11 protein-coding genes are annotated in these 16,630 nt (G+C 62.2%); 4 read left to right on the forward strand and 7 right to left on the reverse strand.

The window, feature by feature from the left end; translation table 11 throughout:
• Positions 1–519 precede the first annotated feature (519 nt).
• Complete coding sequence (locus tag A8G08_RS10000; protein ID WP_068273326.1) at positions 520–1,008, reverse strand: hypothetical protein; 489 nt, start codon at positions 1,006–1,008, stop codon at positions 520–522.
• A 36-nt stretch (positions 1,009–1,044) separates the two neighbouring features.
• Positions 1,045–1,329: a hypothetical protein gene (locus A8G08_RS27075; protein WP_157108487.1), complete on the reverse strand. Its 285-nt coding sequence runs from the start codon at positions 1,327–1,329 to the stop codon at positions 1,045–1,047.
• A 914-nt stretch (positions 1,330–2,243) separates the two neighbouring features.
• On the opposite strand from A8G08_RS27075, the gene A8G08_RS10005 reads away from it, so the two are divergent.
• Positions 2,244–3,077 carry a hypothetical protein gene (locus A8G08_RS10005; protein ID WP_157108488.1) on the forward strand — a complete coding sequence of 278 codons (834 nt, stop codon included), beginning with the start codon at positions 2,244–2,246 and terminating at the stop codon, positions 3,075–3,077.
• Between the two features lie 242 nt (positions 3,078–3,319).
• Here A8G08_RS10005 and A8G08_RS10010 read toward each other — a convergent pair.
• Positions 3,320–4,497 (reverse strand): IS3 family transposase gene (locus tag A8G08_RS10010; protein WP_157108489.1). Its coding sequence is split into 2 segments (ribosomal slippage): positions 3,320–4,210 and positions 4,213–4,497, totalling 1,176 coding nucleotides; the frame shifts between segments, so codons are not numbered across the junction.
• A 1,723-nt stretch (positions 4,498–6,220) separates the two neighbouring features.
• On the opposite strand from A8G08_RS10010, the gene A8G08_RS10025 reads away from it, so the two are divergent.
• Positions 6,221–7,054 (forward strand): hypothetical protein, encoded by an 834-nt coding sequence (locus A8G08_RS10025; RefSeq protein WP_157108490.1) that lies wholly within the window; start codon positions 6,221–6,223, stop codon positions 7,052–7,054.
• A gap of 477 nt (positions 7,055–7,531) precedes the next feature.
• Here A8G08_RS10025 and A8G08_RS10030 read toward each other — a convergent pair whose 3' ends face one another.
• Both A8G08_RS10030 and A8G08_RS27080 read right to left on the reverse strand, forming a co-directional pair.
• Entirely contained in the window at positions 7,532–10,582 is a 3,051-nt protein-coding gene (locus A8G08_RS10030) for an ATP-binding protein (RefSeq protein ID WP_068273335.1), read from the reverse strand.
• Positions 10,583–10,773: 191 nt separating this feature from the next.
• The gene (locus A8G08_RS27080; protein WP_157108491.1) at positions 10,774–12,651 is read right to left on the reverse strand and encodes a hypothetical protein; all 1,878 of its coding nucleotides are present in this window, start codon (positions 12,649–12,651) and stop codon (positions 10,774–10,776) included.
• A gap of 1,014 nt (positions 12,652–13,665) precedes the next feature.
• On the opposite strand from A8G08_RS27080, the gene A8G08_RS10040 reads away from it, so the two are divergent.
• Positions 13,666–14,208: a hypothetical protein gene (locus tag A8G08_RS10040; protein WP_157108492.1), complete on the forward strand. Its 543-nt coding sequence runs from the start codon at positions 13,666–13,668 to the stop codon at positions 14,206–14,208.
• 205 nt (positions 14,209–14,413) lie between these two features.
• Positions 14,414–14,728 (forward strand): hypothetical protein, encoded by a 315-nt coding sequence (locus A8G08_RS10045; RefSeq protein WP_157108493.1) that lies wholly within the window; start codon positions 14,414–14,416, stop codon positions 14,726–14,728.
• Positions 14,729–15,750: 1,022 nt separating this feature from the next.
• On the opposite strand, the gene A8G08_RS10050 is transcribed toward A8G08_RS10045, so the two are convergent.
• Positions 15,751–16,245, reverse strand: coding sequence for a hypothetical protein (locus tag A8G08_RS10050; protein ID WP_068273343.1), 495 nt, complete (start codon positions 16,243–16,245; stop codon positions 15,751–15,753).
• A gap of 70 nt (positions 16,246–16,315) precedes the next feature.
• Positions 16,316–16,597 (reverse strand): hypothetical protein, encoded by a 282-nt coding sequence (locus A8G08_RS10055; protein WP_157108494.1) that lies wholly within the window; start codon positions 16,595–16,597, stop codon positions 16,316–16,318.
• Positions 16,598–16,630: the final 33 nt, after the last annotated feature.

Below are 16,630 nucleotides of genomic sequence, written 5' to 3' on the forward strand. Positions count from 1 at the left end.
TGGGGGTCAAGTGGTCGCACGTTCAAATCCTGTCAGCCCGACGGAGTATGTATTTGTGCAGGTCATTGCATGTTTTTCACGGTAGCGCGGTCGGGGAGTGCGAGTCCAGCGCCGTGAGACGGAATCCGGAAATTTTGGTTGTTTCCGCAGGTCGCCGGCGCTTCTGGCGCACTTGACCGAGATTTAGGTGAGCAGGCCGAAAACCGCCTGTCGACCCCGGATTTGGTCTTCTGCCGCGACGGAATTGTCTACTGCTCACCATAGATGTTGTGGCGCAACCTGTTTGGCAGCGACGAGCTTGGTCCCCAAATGGTCCCCAAGGTTGAGCGGCGTGGTTGTTTACAGGCGTATGGGAGGCATGCCCGTCGGATCGGCACGCGCGTTCGCGGCGCCGGTGCCCCGCGAAACTTTGGGACGCGGATGGGGACCACACGCTCTGCACGCGAGCCCAAGACATTGAATCCCCGGCGTGTCCGGAGCCGATACGTCACCGAGCGGCGCTTGGTCACTGGCGCTGGTTCACGAGCCCGACTTCTGCAGCACGACAATGGTTGCCGGGCCGACGAATCGGATCGCTCCGTCGTCGAGGCACATGTATGGCGGTCGTAGTTCCCGCGCACTGCGGGCGTTTTCGATCACGAGCTCTGCGACCTTTAGCTCGTGGGGCTCGGCGACGGGGGTTGGTGGAAGCCGGCAGCGAGATTGTTGTGCCGGCCGTCGGAGTTTCACAGGCGCGCGCACTCGGTCGCCATTCTGTGCCTGGGCGCCGCCGACGATGTCGTTGTCGTCGGGCACCGGTTGGCGGCCGAGTTCGGTCAGTCGACGCAGCAACCGGCGTTCGAGCATACGCTCGTGCCGGTTGGTCAGCGGGATACCCGAGCCTCGCGCCACCGACCACGGCGCATCGGGGTCGGCCTTCATCAGCGCCGTGCGGTCGAATCGGCCATCGATACCGACTGCGGCGTCGAACTCGACCCGACAAGGGAGGTCTTCATCGTTCGTTCCCACGGCCGAAGAGGTAGCTGGTGTCGAGGGCCGCCATTTTCACTTGCGTCGACTGGTGCGCCCTGTCCACAGACGCACCCGACGCGCACCACCACTTCGCAGGGTGGGGGCGCCACGCTTCTTCGTGCCGTCGAGAACTTCCTTGGTGATCCCTGCTGGCGGCAGGTCGACAGTCCGCTGGCGGCTGGCACTCACCTCCGACGTGCCCTGGACACGGTGTCGGTAGCCGCAATACATGCACATCAGGAAGTCGCCACGCTTCTCGAAGCGGACTCGCTTCTTGCAGTCCGCGCACGTGCCGCTTCCGGCAGACTTCCCGGTCATCGCTGTTGTCCGTCTCCCCTCAGCCACGCCTGCCGTCGTCACTCCCGAGTATGGGGGCCCTAGTCGATATCGAGGACGCTGCGTTCAACAGTGTGCCCGATGCCCGCAGGTCTTCGGCGATCGGGACTGCTGCACGATTAGGTGACTGGCCGGCTGGCACTGCCGCGATCTGGCCCAGAGCGAGAATCGTCACCGATGCCGCACTCCCCAACGGCCGGAGCAGGATCGAGGATTGTGCTGTACGACCAGCGGCTGTCCCAATTCCTTGTCGAGACTGTTCCGATACTGGAGGCGAGTGCCGCACGGATTGCGCTTGCGGTGGGTGCTACCGCCAGTGCGCGGCTACGTCGCCGAAAACAGTTGCTTAAGGGCAGCCGCGAAACATTGACAACCGGTGGACGGCCAAGTCCGTGTGGTTGGTGGCGCGGGTGGCTTCGCCCGCAGGCCGTACCGTCGAGCGATGACCTTCGCCGTGACCGCGATCGAGGGTGTGGGTGCTCGGTGGATAGAGTTCGGTAATCGCCGCGGCACGTACACGCCCCTCGGCGGATGTTGTGACCGGGAGTCAAACACGCCGACGCCGCGCACTCTGGCCACGTAAACATCTCCGGAGACGCCGGCGGATTAGATCGTGCGAGGATGCAGGTATGGGGTTGGGTGTTGGTTTTCGCGTCGCCCCGGGTGTACGAGTGCGGGCTTCCGGTGCTGGTGTGCGGACGAGCGTCGGTCCGCGCGCTGCTCGTGTACATGCGGGGGCGGGGAACACCACGGTAAGTTCCGGATTGGGCCCGTTTTCGGTATCCAGGTCGGGCAGTTCTCGGAGTCGATCAACCAAAGAGCGTGCTTCGACTAAGAACAGGCCACAGCAGTTTGTGGACACTGGATTTTTCGCTCTCGGTTTGACGCTTGCGGATATGCTGCTCGACGCTTCGTTGGCCAAGAGCGAGCGGGATCGTCTTGTAAGGGACAGCGAGCGTGCGGAGGACGCACTGACATCGTTGCACCGCAAGAAGTTTCCCGTCGAGTCGAAGCCTGAGGAACCGGAAATCAAGCGCGAGTGGCAGCGAGGTTGGATAGTCACCAACAAGACGCGGGTTGGTCAGCAGAGCGCATATGAATCTGCATTCGCGAGATGGCGTCGTTTGCAGGCGCACGACCCCGAAGAGGTGATCCGTACAGTCGATGCAGCGTTTGCTGACAATGTTTCTCACTCGGCTTGCGTGGACGCCGGTACCGATGGAGGTATCAACTACGTAACACTGGTCGTGCATTTTCCCGGCGAGGAAGTCGCGCACCTAGCCATTGCTGACGGGGGCAAGGTTCGCAAGCGAAGCAAGTCAGAAGTCATCGACTTGTATCGGCGGGCGCTGGCGTCCACCATCATTGCCACCGTCAAAGAGGCGCTGTCCAGTGCGCCAGTCGCCACTCACGCCAAGATTGTGGTGTTCAGCTACCCCCTGACAGGCTTTCTGAAGACGCGCCAGCAATCTGAACTAACGCCGATCTATGCCGCGACTTTCGACCGCGGCACACTGACGAAGAACCGGCTCAAGCACACCCCAGTTGCCGAGATCATGGCCGCCGATGATCTCCTAGTAGCCACCGACCGATTCGGCCGATTCAAGCCGCTCGGAGACCGTGCGAGCGACGACATCCGTCTACTCGCAGCGACCCTTGTCGCAACGCATACGCACGCGGCTGGCCGTTTGCAGGTACGCGCCGGCACGATCCCGCCAGGGCGAAAATGATCCACCAGGAAACACGGCAGGCAACCAATTCACATGTCGTGGTCCGAGATTGCTACCTGGGCGGAGAGCGAAACCTGAGCAGGCGCTTCACCGCCCTGAGTGGTAGACACCCTGTTGTATCAGCCAAGGCCCCCAGTACTATTCCCAACTCGTGACCGACCAACTGGCCGGCTCACAGAACCTCGGGGGTGCATGAAACTCGGGATAGTTGGGACTGCTGCACGATCGGGTGACAGGTTTCGTCACGCAGCCTGGGTGGCTGGTGTGGTCATGATTGTTTCGTATTCGATGGGGGTCAATTTGCCGAGTCCGGCTTGGCGGCGGCGTCGGTGGTAAGTGCGTTCGATCCAGGTCACTAGCGCGATGCGAAGCTCGTCACGGGTGGCCCAGCCTCGACGGTCGAGGACATTCTTTTGCAGCAGCGCGAAGAACGATTCCATGGCGGCGTTGTCTCCGCAGGCGCCGACGCGGCCCATCGAACCCACCATCGCGTGCCGGTCGAGTGCCTGAACGAACTTTCGTGACCGAAATTGCGACCCGCGGTCGCTGTGAACCACGCAGCCGGCCACCGAATCACCAGCGGCCCCACGGCGGGCGACTGCGGAGTCGAGTGCATCGACCGCGAGGCGGGCCTTCATTTTCGAGTCGATCGAGTAGCCCACGATCCGGTTCGAGTACACATCCTTGATCGCGCACAGGTAGAGCTTGCCCTCGCCGGTGCTGTGTTCGGTTATATCGCTGAGCCACAAGCGATTCCGCGCCTCTGCGCTAAAGTTCCGCCCGACGCGATCGTCGTGCACCGGTGGCCCCGAGCGCAGGTTCTTGCCGCCCCGTTTCTTGCCGAACGAACTCCACCATTTGTTGGCCGAGCAGATCCGCCATGCGGTACGTCCCGCCATCGGTTGGCCGGCCGCGGCGGCTTCGTCGGCGAGGAACCGGTAACCGAATTCGGGGTCGTCGCGGTGGGCGTCGAACAGTGCGTTGGCCCGGTAGGCCTGCGTGATTTCGGTGGCGGTGACCGGCGCGGCGAGCCATCGGTAGTAGGGCTGGCGGGCGAGCTGCAGGACCCGGCACGTCACCGCGACGGGGATCCCCTGCGCGGCGAGCTCTTTTACGAGCGGGTAGATCATTTTCCCGGCAGGTTCGCCTGCGACAGGTACGCCGCCGCGCGGCGCAGGACCTCGTTCTCCTGCTCGAGCAGCCGGATCCGTTTCCTGGCCTCTCGCAGCTCGGCGTTCTCGGCGACGGTGGTTCCCGGCTTGATGCCGTCCTCGACGTCGGCGGCCTTCATCCAATTCGCCAGACACGATTCGCTGATCCCGAAATCGGCGGCGATCTGCTTCAACTGCTGACCCGGCTCGCGGTTGCGGGCCACACGCACGACGTCGTCGCGGAACTCCCTGGGATACGGCTTCGGCACGAGGCACATCCTTCCAGCAGTGCCTCCCGGCACCACAAATCAGATGTCACCTATCCGTACAGCAGTCCCGTTCAGTCAATCGATCGCCTTCGCTTTAGTTCACCATGGTGACTGGAATTGCGTTGTCAACCCGACACGGCCTCCACCAGCTAAACGCGCGAGGACACGAAAGGGAGTAGCGATGTTCGGACTCTGGCGGACATGCCAGCATTACTGCGAGCAAGATTCGATACCAGATATTGTGTCGGTTTCGCGCACCAAAGTTATTGACAACCGAGGGCGGGTACCTGCATTCGGACGTAAAGCCAAGTTCCTGGCGCAGGGCACTGACGGCGGCAAGTGGACTAGCGTGGGATTTCTGAACCCGGACGGGACCCTCCGCGCACCCCGACGTGACCAGGACATCTATGACAGGGTCCGGCGTGGACAGGCAAAGTGGTCGGGAGACGTCAAATCCTATCCGCCGTCCCTTACCACAGCAGACCACCCCATACGCACAATCGACCTCGACACCGCCGAGTGAGATCGCATCGGCGTCCAAAAACCTTGTCGGCGGCGGGTACCTCGCCGTGAACCGTTGCAGTGTTATCGATTGCTCACGGGGGCACGATTGCGACGCACAATACGCTCCCGCGCCGTGTGGTCCAAGGGCAATCATCCGCATCCGCATCGGCGATCTCGGACCGATCGACCCGTCGGTCCACCGGTCCACTGCGTCTCAAGTTGGTGGTGTCTCTCCGCCTGACGGCGTGGTTGGCTGGAATCGTGAGCGAGAGTGTGTCGAGGGCGACCGCCGAGATCCGTGGTGCGTCTGTGGCTTATGTCAGGGACACTGCCGTTGGGAGCGACTGCCGACAGGAGAATGAGATGCGGACCCATCGCGTCGCCGCAACCAAGTCGAGCGACGGTCGGGCCCGCAATCTTGGGGACCACGCGGGGACCACACGCTCTGCACGCCGGCGCACGACCTGGGGATTCGCACTCGCCGTACACGGGGAAGAGGTGAGGCATATCGCTTATGACCTGGCGTAACGTGCGCCTCTACCGTACTGGGGGTCAAGTGGTCGCAGGTTCAAATCCTGTCAGCCCGACAGAGTAGGTATTTGCAGCTGGTAGCTGCATGTTTTTACCGTAGCGCGGCGAGATTCCCCATTTAAGGGACCTGAGACGGATTCCGCGTTTCCCCAAGTCAGAGCGTTTTCGTAGCGCACTTGACTTTCAGGGCCCAGTCAAGTGCGCTGACACCGACCACTGTGATCCGAAGGCGTTGCGGGGGAGAGCTATTCGGAGTTCTGGCGCCTCGTTCGGCGCCGATCAGGGGATTGAAATGCGTTGTGCGGCAAAGTCGCGTCCGGGTCCACAACGGGTCCACGACCGAGAGTGCGGGCCTGGCCACCACTTGTGATTCGTTATCTCCGCTGCTCAGCGGCCTGATCGCCGGGTCGGCGCAACTGTGGCTCCTGCCGCAACCAGCTGGTCGGGCATGCCGGAAGGTTCAGGCGACCGGGGTTCCGCCCAAGTTGACCGAATTTTCAGGTGAGGCGGCCGAAACCGAGAGCGCCTTCGAATACCCGGCTGAGCCGACCGTTCAGACCCGGACTTCGAGCGGCGCCGGTGCCGGCCACGACCAAACGGCTGTCGTGAGTGTCGCACCGAGGCCTTGACCGGCGGTTTGACCCGGAGCAGTGCGATCGTCGCGAGCACGCATAGGTACGTTCGATCCATGAGTGACAGGACCGTGTTCAATGGCGTGGTATCTGCGGGTCTCGTGTTCGAACTGTCCGACGACCGGCACAGGGCCACGGTTGCCACCCTGGGTCCGGCCACTGAACACATCGTCAGCTTCGGTCCCGTCACCAAGAGCACAGCCCTGCGGTTCGCGGTCGGCCGACCCGGCGAGTGCTCGAGCGTCTTCCGCGTATGGGCGAACAAAGGGAAGCTCGATGTTTACGCATCGATCCGGACGTGGAAAGACTTGGCCAAGTTCTCATTCCATCAGAGCGGCCGATTCATTTTCCACTTGTCCTCTGTCGATCACCCGGGCGCGATGTGGGTTGGGAGACCCGACTCCGACAACAGGCGGGTTGACGCCTGGGATCGGCCGGAGCCGTTCGTGCCGGGATGGACGCACTTGATCACGTTTATGGTCCCCACCGAGGACGTACGGACGTCTGCAAACTCCGGGTGGGAAGACCACAAAAAGGTTCGGTGGATCAGGAAACCCGACCGCGCCGACACCGTGACGGAGTTCCGGGTTGCGATCGGTGACCCGGGGATGCCGTTGATTGATGCCGGCCCGGCCGAATACCTGCTCGATGCGGGGATTGTCGATGGCTTCGTGCTTGCGAACGGGCGGCTGGTGCTCGTCACGATGCACGTAACTCACCTCGACGCGACCGGCCGTCGGCTCCTCGCGGATCTCCGGGACGAATACGTGCGCAGAGCTGTGTGTGACGGATTCGACCTGTCGATGGACCTCGGTCCGCGGTTCGCCGACCATACGACGCAACCTGACGGTCGCCACGCTCTCTGGGACATCGGACCAACCCAAGCGTGACGGTCAGCGGCGGGCTCGCATCGCTTTCGATCACTTCACCACCCGAAGATGTACGCCGCGCTGGGTTGCCGTGGCGACGAGTCAGAGTGATCGGGGTGCTGGTGGCGCTGGGTGGCGCGCGATCTTACGCAGATGGTGGACAGGAACTCCGGCATTGGCCATCCATGTCAGTCCGATGTGTCGGAGGTCGGGGTGACGGAGGCGTTTGTAGCCGTGACGAGAAACGACCGCCTAATGTGCAGTTCCTGTACGAGGCGCTGTGTTTCGAAACCGACAGCGAACGGTTGCTGGTCCGAGTCCAGTCGGGGGAGCCAGACGCCCTCTGAGCTGAGGCGTAGCGGACAGGGCGGCATTTTTTGTCCGGACCGACGGTTTCTGATTCAAGCCCGTCCGTCCAGGTGAGCGCCGGAACTGCTGGGGATTTGACCGACGCTTTCATTGCTAAGGGACTGCTGCGCTCAGTCTGTCGGGCGCACGTTACCGGGATCCTCTGCGAAAGTCGTCTCCTGCAACCGAGCGCACCGACCATCGCGGGTCGTTGCGCAGAACCGTCCGGACGTCGGCAGTGCGCTGATCATCGGTGGCAACAATCTCCGTTGCGAGTGCGCGACGCACTCGGACGTCGGGGTCTCGGGCAAGAGTCATGCCGAGCTCTTCAGAGGCGTCGCTTGCATCGGCCCAGAGAATCGCAGCGAGGCAGCGTAACGGCCAGCGGCCGTGCGCGAGCATTCCGATGTTGTCAGCGAGCTCGGTCTGGACTAATTGAAGGGTCTTGGTGACTCGGTAGTCCTCATCGTTGTTCGTCCCGATGAGGCGGAGAGCTGTATCGCGGACCAACCGCTTCTCCTCGGATGCCACCGCCAACCGCGCAGCCAAGAACGCCGCGGCCGGGCGGCAGTCCGTCCTGTCGTCGATGCGCATGGCGCTCAGAGGACTGCTCATCGACGCGTTGAACACATCTACCTGGGATAGGGGTGGGTAAGCCGCAAAATCGATTGCGTCGTCGAGAAACCGGCGACGATGCTCTTCGTCCAATCCGTTTACCAAATTGCTTGCCGCCAATAGAAAGTCATTTCGGTCTCCAGACCCTTCCCACGGCGAACGCGCATTCGAGATCAGCATCTCAACACATTCGATGCGTACCTCGGCTGGCAGAACAGCCGCGATCAACGAGTCGTTGACTGCTCCGGTACCCGAGCGGAACTGAGTTGGCCCGTTGTTCGTTGGTTGACGCAACCGCTCGGCGGCGTCCTGCGCCGCTGCCGGCGATACTCGAGCGGGATCGATGTACCCGAGCAGGGCGGCGGCCTCATTGTGACCCCGCTCGGCCATCTCTTGCAGGCGTGTGCCGACCCGATCGATGTTGTCGGTAAGCGCCCTGCGAGCAACCGCGCCGAACGGGTGCGCGTCGCGTTCGAACAACCCAACGAGTTGATCGAGCGCGCTATCCCTCAGCGCACCGTTGTGGGCGCTTCCGATACCCGCCGCGATCTCAATGTGGCTTTCGTCGGTTCGATGGTAGTGGTGTTCGCTCTCGACGACTACGGAGTCGGCGAGCATTTCGAGTACGGTTTGCGCGTGTGCTGTGGATAGGCGATCCGCGAGCGCTGCGAGCAGACCGTATGCGCACAGGTACATGTGTGGGCTGAACAGTGGTGAGTCGTGGCGCGATCCGGACGTGACGTCGCGGATGACGCCAAAGGCGAGTTCGACGATCGTGTCGAGTTCGTTATTGGGAACGAGATCGGCTTGGGCTGTGGCGAACTCCAAGGCAGACGCGACGACCCAAGACAGCGGACCCTTGAGCAGGTCAGCGATATCTTCGTAGTTGTCGCCGAGTGCGGCCGCGGCTGACCGAGCACCCTCGGGGTCGCCGCCGCGGATGGAATAGTTCGCAGCCAGCCGAAAGGCGCCCGTTTCTCGGTAGGTTTGCCCCAGAAGACGGCAAGCTTCGATTTCGTCGTGCAACGAAGCCGCCCTGAGACCGTCGAGAAGTTGTCTCCGCAGCTTGATCGCGGCTTCTCTTGGCTTTCCATAGTGCAACGCCGACAGTGCGCGCTCCCGCGACTTGCTCGCAGTGCTGATGATTCGTGGACGTGAGGGCCGGTTTGACAGAGCTTGCGCTACCGGGTGCCACTTGTCGACAAATGTTGGACGGTAGCGGTTGGCGATGTAGCGCTGGCTGTAGAGCCAATCCGCGGCATCGTCATAACGTTGCGCGAGACACGCCTCGCCGATTGCTTCGTTCCACTCGTCATCTGCCTCCGCGTACGCTGCGTCCAAGGCCTGATAGCGGGCATGTCGAGCCAGTACCAACGCCTTGAATTCGCGTTGCATTCCAGTTCTGGCGCGTTGGATTAGGGGGGCCCACTCCCCGGCGGCGTCGGCGACGGTGAGTCGCAAACGAATCTCCACATCAAAATGGGTCGTAGCCATTTCAGCGGCGGCAGAGTCGATTTGATCTCGGTGGGTGATGATCCACGCGAGATCGTCATTTCCGAGGGCACGCTCAGCCGAGAAGAGAGTGACACGGGCACGGTCCTCCGCTTCGGACAGTGCGATCTCAGTTGACGGCAACTCGATACTGATTGGGACGGGCGCATGTAGATGGTCAGCCACAAACTGTGCCACCGCGTACGCAGCGCCAAGAGTCGGAGTCCGCGGTGAAGTAGTCCCGATCGGTCCGAACTCGGGGAAGCCGGCGAGGCTTCGCAACGTGCGGGCGATGTGGTCCGCGCGTAGCGAGTCATCGGCGCGCTCGGCAGCCCACAGCGCATCCATGAGTAGGCGGATTGCCGCGGCTTCTGCGCCGACTCGGATGTGGAGTTCTGCCACGGTGTCATCGAACTCGGTGGCGTGGCCTGGGAATCCCGACGACACCAGCCGGCCCTGTACCTCGCGGTACAGAGGAAGCGCCCCCGCTGGGTCGTCGTTGGCGGTTCGCGCGGCTTGGGTGAGTAACCCAACAGCGTCGGCGCTCTTCAGCGGGCCCAGCATAACGGCGTCAGCGGTGGCCACGGAATCAGGTCCCGCCACCTCGATGGGGGTAAGAACATGCGGCACACAGAATCGCTCGGCTGCACGCGCCCCGAAATACTTGAGTACGGTCTCGGGCTTGTCGCGCAGCATCTCCGATATCCGGGATTGGTCCCAGATATCGATTTCCAGTGGGTGATGCGCTTCGTTGAGCACGATCTTGCGCTCGACGACCGCGCGATCGTCCACTTTCGCCGCGACACCGATGACGAAGCGGACCAATCTGAAAGGCAGGGGGGATTGTGTGTACTTCTCAACTGCGGCGTCGAGATCGGTCACCGAGAATGCTTGGTACCGTTTGGACTGAATGCCCTCCGGTTTGCCTTCGGCGTTCGTTCCAATGACATCGAGTCCCTTCTGGGCTTGCCCTCGCTTGCCGAAGAAGCTGAGCGACCTGAGCCCAAGTTCGTCGCGGCCAAGATCCAGCAGGAGGCGCTCGAAGTCCTCCCAATCCATCAGGTTTGTCGGTAACAATTCGAGTTGGGGATCCATGGGAGGTTCGACGACTCGTCCGACGCTCGCACAAACAGAGTCATCGGGATCGCGTGCAACTCATTATCTTGTGCCTCCGGCATCAAATACTCCTTCCGGCATCGCGTTTGGACACGCCTTGGCATTGAGCGGCATGGGCGGTGGATCCTCGTCGTCCCGCCGCCGCCGGCCGTGGACTCGGCAGCAATCGATTAGGCAGCATGAAGCTGTCGCAGGTCGCCGGTCTTTCGGAGAATTCGGATTCTCCGTTCGTTCTCGCCGCGGTTCTCGCGCATGTAGTTTGCGATGCTCTTGCCGGTGACGATGGCCCAGGTTGCGGTGTGCAGCACCTGGCTCGCGAGGTCGTAGGCGAAGTCGGCTATCGAATCGCATGCCGCTGTCGAGAGTGGTCCGCCGTGGATCGCGGCGTTGCGCGAGCGCGTGAGGCGAGCAACTTGCGCGTCGACTCGTGTGTGTTCCGTATCGAACGCCGCGCTTATCGAGTTGCCAGTGGCGAGGATGTCGTCGAGTTCTGATAGTCGTCGTACCAGTGGGTGATCGGCATAGATTTCTTTGAGTGTGGCGATGTGTCCGATGGCAGTCTGCCGGTCGAACAAGCGGCCCCACGAACCAGCGTCGACGGATTCGCGGATATCGTGCAGTTGCGGTTGTGGTTTTGCTCCGGGCGAACTGTCGGGGAGCTTTCGGACGATGGCATCGAACGTGGCCTCGGTTGCACGCCGCAGGAACGCGATCCGGGTGAATTCGTCTCTCAAATACAGGCGGATGAATTCGCCCCACTCCTTGCGGCCCCGGGTTGTCCAGGAATTGCAGTGCTCGATTGCGCGGACTGCAGCCATCACGATCGCTTCCGGATCCGAGCGTGCAGTGTCGAGCGCCTGGGCGAGATTCAGTATCGGCTGTAACTGACGAGCCTTTTCCGGGCCGATCAGGTGGCCTTCGGCGGTCAGCGCCCGGAGACCGTCCGCGACGTAGTCGTTCTCCGCGAAGATCGTCGGTGCTAGATCCGTCTTCGGTCCCCATTCGAGCGGACGGGTGGTGTAGCGGCCGTCGAAGACCAAGTGGCCGTTGAGGATCTTCCACATGTCCTCGTGTGGGTGAAGGACTGACAGCAGAGCATGGAGGAGCGTACGTGCTTCGGCTACGGCGGCGTGGTGCTCGATATTGCGAACCACTATGCGCGCGTATACCAGCCCAGGCTGGTGCTCGAGGCCGTTGTACTCGTCGATGTCACCGATATTCGCTTGCTGTTCGCGGATCTGATCGGTCAGCAACTCTTCCGGCACGACCGACAACGCCGTGCGAGCCGCAGCATGATTGGTGATCACCCCTGCGAGAACCTGGGCCGAGTAGAAATTGATGTCGCCGTGCGCGAGGTCGCCACCATGCACGCTGTATGCGTTCGCGATGCGGAACCAGACGATGACGGTATCCTCCGTTGACGGCGGCCGCACGATCCAGCGTTCGGCGAGGTTCATTCGTTCCTCGTCGGTCAGTCCTGTGGGCTCCGTCTGGTTTCGGGGATCGAAAGCGATCGGTGGCTCACCGAGCGCGTCCTGCGCGCGCGCGACGCTATACCGACTGTCGAACAGAATGTCGACCGCTGTACGGATCGACCCCCAGTGCCCAGGATCCTGCCGTCGATGCTCCAGAAGAGCGATTGCGTTGTCGCGCAGGAACGCAATGCGGTCGTAGGGATAGGTGATGTGAGATGAATCGCGGCACCCCGCAACGAGATCGCGCCACGCAGCGACAAGAAGATCATCTCCGTCGAGCCTAGCCAGCAGTGCCGCAGAGAAGTCTGTAACTTGCGGCCTCTTGCCGTTGTCGATGCTTATCTGTGTCTTTCCGGTGTCGTCGGCGGTTTCGCTCAGCAGCTGGTTCCGGATCGCGTCGATTAGCGAGACGGTTTCGGCCCGAACCGCTGTGGCAGCCTCGGAGCCGAGGTAGGAGACGGCGTCTTCCAGGTCCGTCGCCATTGACTGCCAATTCGGTACGTGAATCCGTGTTTGTGCCCGTTCGTCGGCGCACGCGTCCGCGATCTCGAGTGAGATTGCGACCAGGTTCATGTGGCCGGTCGTGCTCGTAACTGCCCCCTTGCGTGTGACGTGATCACGCAGTTCCTCAAGCCACCGCTCGCGCTGTTCGAACATCAGGTTGGGCCATTCCGAGTTGCCCCGTGTTGGGTGAGTAGGGACCTTTGTTGCATGAGCCGTCCTCCGGGGGTGGGCGGTGATTTCTGGTTCGCCAAAAGTGTTTACACAGTCCCGGCAATTGCACACCACATTCGCGGGTTCGGGTGGCGCTCGCAGCCACCACCAATTCTCATGGTGCTCGCCTCCGCGTAGGGAATCGTGCGGCGTACCGAGCGGATCGGACACCCCCTGGGTGGCAGTGCGCCGGCGATGGAGTCTGCCTGCATGGTGAGAGCGGTCGATCTCGTGTCGGCTTCCGCGCCAGGCGTACCAGCGTCCGGTGCGCTCGGGGGCTTGTCCCGATTCGGTGCCTGCGGCCTCCCGGTTCAGCCGCCACCGTGGTGATACCGGCGCGGGCAAGCGAGGAGGTCGTATGCGGCGCACGTGAGCGGGACGCCCATCCTCGCTCGGTCGGGGTACTGCCTAGGCAGGCGATCGCTTCTATCGGCTTTCTCCGGAGGCCATACGCGCAGTGTAGGTCTAGGCACCGACACGACAGCCCTACCGAACGAGTGGACGCGGTGTTCGCTTGTCCAAAACGTCCGGCACGGAACGGATGATGTTTGCGCACGGCATGGTTCGGCGCCATGCTGCCACCGTCAGTGCCCAATGAGCCGATCGCGTACACGATCCCATGGGCGTTCGCAATGGCAGTTCCGGACGTGATCGACGCGGCCACCGCGTCGCCACCGCGTTCAGGCATTTCAACTACCTTGACTTTGAAACAGTGTCTTCGAGTCAGGCGAAGATGGCGAGCCGAGCATTGCCCATCGGCGCGTCGCATCGCCTTGCCGAGACGCGGGGCGCGTTGAATTGAAGCTTATGGATTGGGTCGCGTTGGCATCGGTGGTGTCGACTGCGTCGGTAGCAGTCGCCAGTTCGGCAATAGTGGCGCTCAGCAAGCGCGGCGACCGCAAGCACGCCGCGGCAATCGACTACGAACAGCGTGTGTGGGAGGCCAAGAGCGCGGCACTCATCGACATCATCCGTGTCAGTGACCAGATGATGGAGGAGGTCAAGCGCATCACGGATTGGTCGGACGATCCAGCCGTTGCCTTTGGTCACATATCCGCCATGCACGCGATCTTCGACGCCAAGGTTGTTGTTGACGGTCCGTCCGGAGCCGCTCTGATCGCCTTCGGAGCCGATCCGGTGCGAGCCGCCACAGACGATCTGCGGCAGGTATTGGCGTCACTGCCGCTGGGCGAGTCACGCGCATCATTTGACTTGGCGTATCGCGCGCGTCAGGAGCAGTTGGCGTATATCAACAAGCACGAGCGGTTGCAGGACATCTTCGATGCGCATGCGAAAGAGAAGCGTAGCGTCCTCATCGCAATTCAACCGCTCAATCCTGATGTCGCCGCGACCCTCCTAACGCTCTGCGCGCGGGTCATCGAAACTGCACGCAGCGATCTGCGAGGTCCGGTCTGATGTCTGCCGAGGCGGACGGGCTTGCGTCGTCCGAATCGGCACGCTGTGGCACCACGTTCTTTCAGTGCTTCACAGGCGCAGTAACACTCGTATTCCGAGCAAGCGATCACGCGTTACGACGGGTGTCCACGGCAGCGCAGTGTTCAAGCGGTCGCGCGTCGGAAACCCGAGGATCGTTTGGTGATGGACTCGGCACGGAGCATCGGTGCGTACACAAATTGTCGTCGCTGTCGTGGTCGTCGCGGCCTGGTCGACTGCCGCCGTCGTTTCGCTGAGCGGCACAGCTTCCCCGGGGTCGGGACCGGGTGAGAACGTCCCCTCGGTGAGCCCGACACTGGACGTCGAATACAGCGATGACTTGGAGGAACCCGTCATCGAAGGCGACGAACCGCGGACAGCGGAGGAATTCCGACGCGATTCCGAGATCGGCGTGGCGCCGTACGAAACCTGGGGACCGATCGGCGGGCAAGCAATTCCGGAAGAAGGGCCTACTGCGATTTACACCCCACCGCAGCGATGAATATCCCGGGCCTGGTCGAGGTCGGGCGGGTTCCATCTCGGCCCTCACACGGATCTCCTGCGGCACATCGGACCTGCGGTCCAACGAGGCCAAATCGATTGGGATGTTCACCGTTGCCATGCAGCCCGCGCTGGTTCCGAACTCAGACTGTCTCGCCTGGATACACGGCGCGAGAGAGGAAGGCTGTGGACCCGTTGTGGACCCGACGCCGTGCACGTGGTGCGCGGTTCCGCACGTCCGAGGGAGGTCGAGGCGAGACAGAGCATGCGTGACGTGCGGAAACACTGGAGCGCGATTTCTGGGGGTCAAGTGGTCGCAGGTTCAAATCCTGTCAGCCCGACCAGGTCAGAGGGTGTTTTTGTGCTGCCGGTCCCCGGTCTTGGGGACCATTTGGGGACCACAGCCGCAAATCGTTAGTCACCTGCTCGCAAGTGCCCTGACTTTCTGGCGCATCGAAGCCCCGTTTTCCACTGCACGACGCGTAGGTGAACGCCGCGCGGTGATTGCAGGTGTCGGCCGAGCAGTGCGCTATGTCAGTGATCGCCGTGTGGTCGGGGTGCAGGGTAGCGATGCCTTGTCAGCCAAGGACAATTCACGCGTCAAGTGCCGAGCCGACTCGTTCCATAAACGGTCCAAACCGAGATTCGGCATGGGTGCACGAATCGAAGATTGCTGGAGATTCACTGACTCGTCATAGATCGCGAATGCTGAGCCAAGCGGTGGCGCAGGTCTAGTCCGATGTTCGTCGAACAGTGATCGCGGAGGATCGGAGAGCGAGTTCAGACGAGGTGGTTGACTCGAAGAAATCATGAAAGTTTCGCGCGACGACGCGCGGTGGCCGGAGGCTGTCCACCGTGCGACCGACGAGACCCTTCGGGATGGCGCGATGGGGATTGGGCACCGAACCCGTGTCGTTGCGACCTGGCCCGAGAGCCGAATCGACCCACCATCCAGGTGGGTAACGTCGCAAAATTTCCGATCAGCCTGTTGCGGTACTGCAGGGCGCGACAGGCGAAGTGAGGTCACCACACGGCTTTGCAGAGCCCGCCGATCGGGGTCACCGTCTGATCTGTGTGGCGATTGAACCATACCGCCATGTCGTCCATGCATCGCGGACTCAGTAGATGCCCTCCTTGCGAAGGCCATTGAACGAAGTCGTAGCCCGCCAGTTCGGTTTGTGCCGTGTCCGCCACCCACCTCGCTGCCTGCGCGAACGAAGCGTCCGTGCGCATCGTGCCGTCGCACAGCGAGAACCCGCTGATCCCGCCGGTCCCGTTCCATCCGACCATGACAGCATCACCGTGCCCGACGGACAGCTCCCAGATCAGCCGATCCGGGTTCACATCGCGGCCGTACCGGAAGCACCGAAGATCACGGGCGACCGCAACGATCGCATCCATCCACGCCTCGGGTGGATCGACATCCCCAGCGGGATGGTCGTAGAAGTCCGGTTCGTCCTCGACCATCATGAACCGCCAGGTCCGCTGATCCTCATCCCGAATATCGGGCCAGGGCATGACTCCTCCTCGAATGGTGTCTCCGGTTGGTGCGTGATGGTGCGCCCACCATGTCCGTGCCTCGTCTCCGTCAGTCGAGGTAGCCGGTCTCGGCGTTGATGTTGCTGAGAAGATTGCTGATCGATGTGTTGTGCTCGGCAATCGTCATCAGGTACTTCGCGTTCGGATCGCCGACGGTCCGCACTGGGCCGCCACCGAAGCCATAGCCCTCGTTCGGCCCGGATTCCCAGCAGTAGTCGTCACCACCGTCTGGACGCATGCGAAGAGTGAAGACCTCTCCGTCGACAATGAGGGTTATCGGTCCTTCTCCTGGTTGCGGTCGATAGTCGTCCGGCAGCGCATCGGCGTTCATCCGTCCGATTCTGTCGGGTGCGGCTTGCGTAAT

Origin of the sequence: Aldersonia kunmingensis, from assembly GCF_001646865.1 — a bacterium.
In the GTDB taxonomy this organism is placed as follows: Bacteria; Actinomycetota; Actinomycetes; order Mycobacteriales; family Mycobacteriaceae; genus Aldersonia; species Aldersonia kunmingensis.

Coding starts and splice junctions, on each gene's coding strand:
- A8G08_RS27080 (WP_157108491.1), bottom strand. CDS start 12,651: ATGAACCTGGTCGCAATCTCACTCGAGATCGCGGACGCGTGCGCCGAC.
- A8G08_RS10050 (WP_068273343.1), bottom strand. CDS start 16,245: ATGCCCTGGCCCGATATTCGGGATGAGGATCAGCGGACCTGGCGGTTC.
- A8G08_RS10025 (WP_157108490.1), top strand. CDS start 6,221: ATGAGTGACAGGACCGTGTTCAATGGCGTGGTATCTGCGGGTCTCGTG.
- A8G08_RS10005 (WP_157108488.1), top strand. CDS start 2,244: ATGCTGCTCGACGCTTCGTTGGCCAAGAGCGAGCGGGATCGTCTTGTA.
- A8G08_RS10055 (WP_157108494.1), bottom strand. CDS start 16,597: ATGAACGCCGATGCGCTGCCGGACGACTATCGACCGCAACCAGGAGAA.
- A8G08_RS10030 (WP_068273335.1), bottom strand. CDS start 10,582: ATGGATCCCCAACTCGAATTGTTACCGACAAACCTGATGGATTGGGAG.
- A8G08_RS27075 (WP_157108487.1), bottom strand. CDS start 1,329: ATGACCGGGAAGTCTGCCGGAAGCGGCACGTGCGCGGACTGCAAGAAG.